Genomic DNA, 7666 nt, shown 5'->3' with positions numbered 1-7666 from the left:
CCCTGCTGCCCGGCAGCGGATGCTCAGCGCAGCTGGAACACCGCCACGCTGCGCGGCGGCACCTCGAAGTTGCCCTGCTCGGTGGAGAACGAAGCCGACTTGACCGCCTCGTCCGACCCGCCGGCCTGCACCGGGTGCAGGACGTAGTCCCGGCCCCGCAGCGACGGGTGGTGCTGGTGCTGGCGGTGCGGGCTCGCATTGAGAACGACCGCCAGGTCACCGGCCTCCATCACGATCACCCCGGGGATCTCCCGGTCGGTGCCGGACAGCGGGAAGGCCACCTGCTCCTGGACCTGCTCGGTGGTGGTGAGCGTGAAGGCCTCCTCGGAGGAACGGATCGTCAGCAGGTCACGGTAGGCGGCCGCCGCGTCGTTGATCTCCTCGCAGCCCACCCGCAGGTCGGCGTTGGTCAGCAGCGGTTCGGCGAAGGGCCACTTGTCCTCGTTGTCCCAGGCCGGGGGCAGTCCTCGGCCGAAGCCGTTGCCCGCCGCGCAGTCCCAGTGCACGGTGTTGAACCAGTCACCGGAGTTGTAGGAGTTGCGGTCCAGGGACTTCGAGCGCAGCAGGTCGGAACCCAGCTGACCGAAGACCGGGCCCTGCGACATCAGGCCGGTGGCCTGGGCGACGACCTGCATGCGGGCGCGGTCCCGCGGTGAGGTGCCCTCCGGCAGCTTGAACGCCAGAGCGTCGAACAGCGCCTCGTTGTCGTGCTTGTCGACGTAGGCGACCGCCTCGCCGGGGGCATGTGCGTAGCCGGCCGGGGAGCCGTTGTAGTCGACCTGCGCCCCCGTCACGCGCTCGCCGCTGCTCGCGGTGAACTCGTAGTCGGCGAGGTTGCCGGTCAGCCCTACCTTGATCAGGTCCTGGTAGGCCAGCATGCGGGCCTTCTGCTCCTCCTGGTTCCCGTTGGCGGGCGAGGAATTGGGGTCGGTGTAGAGGCCGGAGGCGAAGCCCTGGACACCGGGGTCGGCGTCGAAGGGGCCGCCGCCGCGCACCGCGTCGCGGGCCCGGTCGGAGAAGGTGGCGATACCGGTTCCCGCCATGTTCTGCTGGGTCGCCTGGACGAACCGGGTGTCGTTCTCGACCTCGCCGAAGTTCCAGCCCTCGCCGTAGAGCACGACGTTCTCCCCGTCCACCCCGTGCTCGTCGAGGGTCAGCTCGTCGAGGGCGGCGCGGATGTCGAGCATGTTCTGCTTCGGGTGGTGGCCCATGAGGTCGAAGCGGAAGCCGTCCACCTTGTACTTCTCGGCCCACAGCACCACCGAGTCCACGGTGAGCTTGCCCATCATGGCGTGCTCGGGCGCGGTGTTGGGGCAGCAGGTGGAGGTGGCCACCGAGCCGTCGTCGAGCAGCCGGTGGTAGTAGCCGGGCACCACCCGGTCCAGGACCGACTGTTCGTCCTGCCCGGCGGCGAAGGTGTGGTTGTAGACGACGTCCACCACCACGTGCAGCCCGGCCGCGTTCAGGCCCTGCACCATGAGGCGGTGCTCCAGGGTGCGCCGGGGACCTTCCGGGTCGGTGGCGTAGGAGCCCTCGGGCACGTTGAAGTGCACCGGGTCGTAGCCCCAGTTGTAGGCGTCCTGGTCGCGGACCTCGCCGATGCAGGCCTGCTGTTCGGCCGAGTCGGCCGGGAAGGAGGCCAGGTCGCAGTCCGGTACCGCCTGGTCGGACTCCCGCTCCGGGATGGAGCCGATGTCGTAGGTGGGCAGCAGGTGGGCGTGGGTGGTGCCCGCCTCGGCCAGCTTGCGCAGGTGCTGCATGCCGGCCGAGCCGTGCTCGGTGAAGGCCAGGTACTTGCCCTGATTCTGCGCGGTCGCGTCACCGACGGAGAAGTCCCGGACGTGCATCTCCTGGATGGCGGCCCCACTCAGCTCCACGGGCTCGGGCTTTCCGGTGTTCTCCCAGCCCGCGGGGGCATGCGCCGGGTCATCGAGGTCGATGACGAGGCTGTGGCGGGAGTCGGCGGTCAGCGCGGTGGAGTAGGGGTCGGTCACCTTGTTCGTCACGATCTCCTGGGCCTCGGGGGCCCAGACCGTGACGTGGTACCGGTAGGGCTTGCCCTGCCAGTTCTTCTCTCCGGTCACGCTCCAGACGCCGCTCGCGTCGTCGCGCTCCATGGCGACGGTGTCGCCGTCGAGCTCCAGCGAGACCTCCTGCGCGGTGGGCGCCCAGAGCGACAGGGTCGGTACGCCGTGGTGTCCGGTCTTCTTGCCCTTGCTCTTCCCCTTCTTGTCCCGGTACTTGGCGCCCTCGAAGACCGGTCCGAGCGCGGCGTCGGCGGCGGCCCCCGCGTACAGGTCGTCCAGCACTCCCGGGATCTGCACCCCGGTGACCTGGGTGAGCGCCCCGTTGGCGGCACGCTGCGTGGCGAGCAGCTGGCCACGCAGGGCGTCCTCGGTCCGGGCGGCGTCCCGCGGGTCGACCGCGAAGGCCCGGCGGTCCGCCAGGTGCGGGTGGTCGGCCTTCTGCTGCTCGGTGAGCTCGGTGTCGGTCAGCCGGATCCAGTACCCCTCGTCGGTGAGCGCGCCGTCCTCCACCGCGATGGCGCCCTCGGGGTGGTACACGAGTTGCTGACTGCCGCCGGGCGGGGTGGTCACCGGCCACACGACGGTGCCGGCGTCGATCCACTGGGCGCGGGCCTTCCCGGGGTCGAGCACCGGGGTGGCGCCGCTGCCGGGGAGCAGGTAGCTGTCCTGCCCGGACAGCTGCCACACCTCGTAGCCGTGGGTCCGCAGGTTCAGGGACTGGTCGGCCGGGTGATCCTTCTCGTCCCCCTTGTGGATGATGTAGTTGAGTGAGGTGGCACCTTCGGCCAGCGGCACCTCGTAGACCGCCCCGAACGCGTCGGTCCGGCTCGGCATCAGGGGGGCGTGCCAGTCGGTCTCCCGGGCGGCCCCGGTCCACACGTGCAGGCCCCAGCCCTCGTAGTCGCCATCGGGGCGGTGGTAGTGCAGGATCGCGGTGGACTCGTCCTGCGGCGGATACACGCCTTCCGGCGCTTCGGTGTGCACTTCACCGCTGCCCTGTGCGATCCAGACCTCGCCGGTGGCGGAGAGATCGATGGTGCGGTCGGCCTCCGTGTCCTTGGTGCCCTCGGAGTCGACGACGAGGAATCCGACCTCGGAGGCCCCGGGGGCGAGCTTCACCCAGGCGAATGCGCCGTAGGCGTCCCGGCCGGTGAACGCCGCGCCGGTGGGCCACTCGTGCTGCTCGTCCTCGTGCAGGTCACCCCACGCGTACAGGCTCCAGTCGTCGTAGTCGCCGTCCTCGCGCTGGTAGTGCACCACCGCGTAGTCGCGCTGGACCGCGGCCGGCGGTTCGGGGGCCGGCGCCCGGCCTGCGGTGGTCTCCGCGGTGGCGGAGGCGGTTTCACCGGCGCTGTCCACCGCGACGGCCTTGTAGCGCAGCGGGGTGCCGGCGGGGGTGCCGGGCGGGACGGTGTGGGTGACACGGTACGGCGGTCGGTCCGCGGAGCCGAGAACCTGCCAGGCGGCATCGCCGGTCTGGGCGGCGAAGACGACACGGTTGAGTGCGCCGCCCTCGACCCCGGCGTCGACGGTCACGGTGCCGTGGGCACCCTCCCCGGGCGCGGTCAGCTCGACGGCCGGCGGGTCCTGCGGGGCCGGCAGCGGCGCGTCCGCCCGCAGCACGACCGAGGACAGAGCGGGGACAGTGAGCGCGACGGTGCGGTCCGCGTCACTGTGCACCGTCACGCCGTCTCCGCCGTAGATCGTCCGGTAGCCGGTGTCCGGTACGCCGACGGGGACGGTGACGGTGCGGTCCTCGTCCGCGTTGTTCGCGGCGACCAGGTACTCGACGCCGTCCGCGGGGTCGGTGCGGGTGTGTGCGTACACGCCCGCTCCCTCGTCCGCGTGGCGTTCGGTCTGCACACCGTCGCGCAGCGCCGGGTGGGCGGCGGTCAGCTCGGAGAGTGCGGCGATGGAGCGGTACAGGGGATGCCCGGTGTCGTAGGCGTCCTCCGCGTGCGTGCGGTCGGTGCCGATCTGGTCGTCGTCCAGGTAGACAGGGGTCTGCGAGGCGAAGAGCGTCTGCCGGGCCTCCTTGTCCCCTCCGGAGCCGGTGAAGCCCTGCTCATCGCCGTAGTAGACGACCGGGTTGCCGCGGGAGAAGAACATCAGCTCGTTGGCGAGGGTGGCCCGCCGCAGCAGTTCCTCGTCGTCGGCGCCGGGGTTGTCCTGCTGGAGGAAGTGACCGAGGCGGCCCATGTCGTGGTTGCCGAGGAAGGTGACGGACTGGTAGCCGTTGGACCGGTCCGTGGCGTAGCGGTGGTCCTCGGCGAAGAGGCGGGAGAGCCGGTCCGCGGAGCCGCCCTGGGAGGCGAAGGAGCGCGCGGCCTCCTGGAACCCGAAGTCGAGGGTGGCGTGCAGCCGTCCCTCGGTGACGTACCGGGCCTTCTCCTCGACGTCGGAGGAGTAGACCTCGCCGAACATGAAGAAGTCCTCGTTGCCCTGTTCGGCCGCGTAGGCGTCCATCGCCTCGGCCCATTGGGTCCAGAAGGCGGTGTTGACGTGCTTGACGGTGTCGATGCGGAACCCGTCGACACCGAACTCGCCGACCCATGTCCGGTAGATCTCGGCCATGCCCTCGACCACCTCGGGACGGGCGGTGAACAGGTCGTCCAGGCCGAAGAAGTCGCCGTACACGCTGTTCTCACCGGCGAAGCTGGAGTCCCCGCGGTTGTGGTACATCGTGGGGTCGTTCAGCCAGTCGGGGACCTTGATGTCCCGTTCCGCCTCGGAGGTGACCGGGGTGTACGGGAAGGAACTCTCGTTGATCTCGGGGAAGTCGCCACTGCCGTCGGCGTGGTCGAGATCGTCGAAGGGCCGGCCGTCCGCGGTCAGGTAGGGAAAAGCTCCCTTGGAGAGGTACTCGTAGGAGTCCTCTCCGTAGTGGATGACGTCCGCGGTGTGGTTGGTGATGACGTCGAAGAAGACCTTGATGTCGCGGTCATGAGCCTTCCCGATGAGTTCGGCGAGCTCGTCGTTGGTGCCGAAGTGCGGGTCGACCTGGGTGAAGTCGGTGATCCAGTAGCCGTGGTAGCCGGCTGAGGCGTGTTCGCCCTCGCCCTGCACCGGCTTGTTCTTGAAGATCGGTGCCATCCACAGGGCGGTGGTGCCCAGGCCCTCGATGTAGTCGAGCCGGTCGATCAGGCCCCGCAGGTCACCGCCCTGGTAGAAGCCCTCGTCCGAGGGGTCGTGACCGTGGTCGAGCCGGCCGCCCTGCAGACCGCCGGTGTCGTTGGCGGGATCGCCGTTGGCGAAGCGGTCCGGGAGCACGAAGTAGAACTGCTCTCCGGTCAGCGCGTGCCGGGCCGGCTCGGCGGCCAGTTCGGCGTCGGAGGGCGGCGGTGGCGGCGCACCGGCGGCGGAAACCGCCCCTGATATCAGCGTCGTCAGCAGCCCGGCCGCCAGTGCGGCGGCCAGACCTCTGCGCGCGTACGGAGTTCGCAGCACCGTGTCGTGCTCCTTCGTGGGTCGTAGGGGATCGGGAGAGCAGGGGGTGGAGGGGGATCTCCCCGCGGAGCCCGGACGCCGGGCCGCGCGGACCACCGTGCGAGGTGGCCGCGCGACCCGGTACGAGCCGGCGGGTCAGCGGTGCGGGTCAGCTGCGCCAGGTGTCGTTCAGCCGGACCGTGCCGCTCTGCGGCACGGTGGCGGTACGGTTGCCGCCGCTCTCCCAGGTGACGCCGCCACCGTCGGTGCGGCGGATGTACTTGTACTCGAAGGAGGTTCCGGCCGGCAGCGCGATCTCGCCCTTCCACACCGGGTAGTCGGCCGGGTCGAGCCGCACCGCGTTGTCGGGGTTCCAGCTGCCGAGCTGCGGCAGGTTGCCGACCACGTAGATGTTCTGGCCCATCTGGGTCTGCGCGTTCACCCCGAAGGCCGCTCCCCCGTCACCGTCATCGTTGCCCGTGCAGTTGCGGGCGTCGGCGTGCAGCGCGAGCGCGGTGCCCGCGCCGAGGGTAGCGGTGACCTGACCGGAGCCGTTGACGGAGACCGAGCTGCCGTTCTGCACGTTGCAGTAGCTTCCGGAGGGCAGCGAGGTCTGGAACGTGCGGGTCAGGGAGCTGCTCTCCCCGTTGATGGCGACGAAGCCCCGGTTGCCGCGGCTGAAGGAGACCGCGTCATTGCCGTTGTCCCACCAGTTGGTGACGGACTGGCCGCGGGTGGCGTTGCGGAACCCGACCATGTTCTCGATCTCGCTCCAGGCGTGCTGGCACTTCCAGCCACCCTGGTAACAGGCTTGCACGTTGCCGTTGTTGGGCGGCCCGGCGTCGAAGTTGCTGAACTCGTAGCCGGAGTGCACGTCCGGGGAACCGTACGGCCAGGCAAGCATGAAGACGTTGGCCAGGGTGTAGTCGGAGCCGTCCTTGTAGCTGAGCGTGGAGCCGTTGCGCTCGGTGTCGTGGTTGTCCACGAAGACCCCGGACTGCCCGCCGGGCATGAAACCCCAGGACTCACCGAAGGTGCGCAGGTCGGCCAGGCGGCCGGCCTGGAACATCCGCTTCAGCTCGGTGGCGTACCGGAACTCCTGGACGTGGCCGTTGGGCAGGTATTCCTCGGGCTGGACCGCCTCGCCGGCGCCGTGGATGACTTCCTGGTTCCAGAAGACGTTCGGGTCGCTCAGCCGGGACTTGATGGCGGCGAGGTCCTCGGTGGGCATGTGCTTGGCCGCGTCCACCCGGAAGCCCGCCACCCCGAGGGAGAGCAGGTCGTTCATGTAGTCCGCGATGCGCTGCTGGACGTAGCCCTTGCTTGTCCGCAGGTCGGCCAGACCGACGAGCTCGCAGTACTGGACGTTGTACCGGTCGCCGTAGTTGTTCCCGATGTCCCGGCGGCAGTCGTTGAAGTCCCCGTCGCTGTACGGCGCGTCGGGGTAGTTGTACTTGGTGTACTGCGAGCCCGCGGTGCCGGTGCCGGAACCGGCGGACATGTGGTTGATCACCGCGTCGACGATCACGCCCACACCGGCGCTCTCGCAGGTGGAGACCATGTTCCGGAACTCGGCGCGGTTACCGAGCCGGCCCTGGATCCGGTAGCTGACGGGCTGGTACTGGGTCCACCACTGCGGGCCCTGGATGCTTTCCTGCGGCGGGGAGACCTGCACGAAGCCGTAGCCGGCCGGGCCGAGCCGCTGGGTGCACTCCCGGGCTATGGAGTTGAAGTTCCAGGAGAACAGGACGGCTGTGACGTCCTTGTCTCCTGGAGGTGCCGCCTGTGCGGCGGGCGGGGAGGTGAGAGTCACCGCGGCGACCGCGGCGGCGGCGACCGCCGCCAGCGTTCCCCTGACAGTGCGTCGGAAGCCGGACCCGGCTCCTCGTCTGCTGGACATGGACGCCTCCAGATGAGGTGGGGGGTGAGCACCCCGGCACTGTCCCCGTGCCGGGGTGTCAGAAAGCCTGGAGAGGCAACGCGCAGTGCCCGTGAGGCAGGTGTTCTCGGATGAAGAACCTTGCTGCAAGCAGATGGAAAGTCTTGAAAGCAGCTTGCAGGCATGACCGTAGAGCGACCCGAAACCGCGGTCAAGGGGTCCCGTCACACCGTTGAAATGTTGACGGCACTTGGCCGCAACCTCTTTCGCAAGAGATTGCGCAGTGCTACGTTCGACGGCACCCCCGGTCGGCCGGGGGCCACTTCACGGCCCC

The 7666-nt window shown here is 69.6% G+C and carries 2 protein-coding genes; both read right to left on the bottom strand.

What is annotated here, in order from left to right; translation table 11 throughout:
* Positions 1 to 23 precede the first annotated feature (23 nt).
* Positions 24 to 5474 (bottom strand): pullulanase-type alpha-1,6-glucosidase, encoded by a 5451-nt coding sequence (pulA, locus tag PJ985_RS09895; protein ID WP_443033448.1) that lies wholly within the window; start codon positions 5472 to 5474, stop codon positions 24 to 26.
* A 148-nt stretch (positions 5475 to 5622) separates the two neighbouring features.
* A complete protein-coding gene (locus PJ985_RS09890; RefSeq protein ID WP_271683232.1) occupies positions 5623 to 7353 on the bottom strand; it encodes a carbohydrate-binding module family 20 domain-containing protein in 1731 nt (576 codons plus the stop codon).
* Positions 7354 to 7666 lie beyond the last annotated feature (313 nt).

It is taken from the genome of Streptomyces sp. ACA25 (genome assembly GCF_028200735.1).
In the GTDB taxonomy this organism is placed as follows: Bacteria; Actinomycetota; Actinomycetes; order Streptomycetales; family Streptomycetaceae; genus Streptomyces.
The sequence above is the reverse complement of the archived record's forward strand: the minus strand, read 5'-3'. Positions and strand labels throughout refer to the sequence as shown.

What these genes read in the sequence shown, in the direction of transcription:
- PJ985_RS09890 (WP_271683232.1), bottom strand. Translation starts at nt 7,353, where the DNA reads ATGTCCAGCAGACGAGGAGCCGGGTCCGGCTTCCGACGCACTGTCAGG.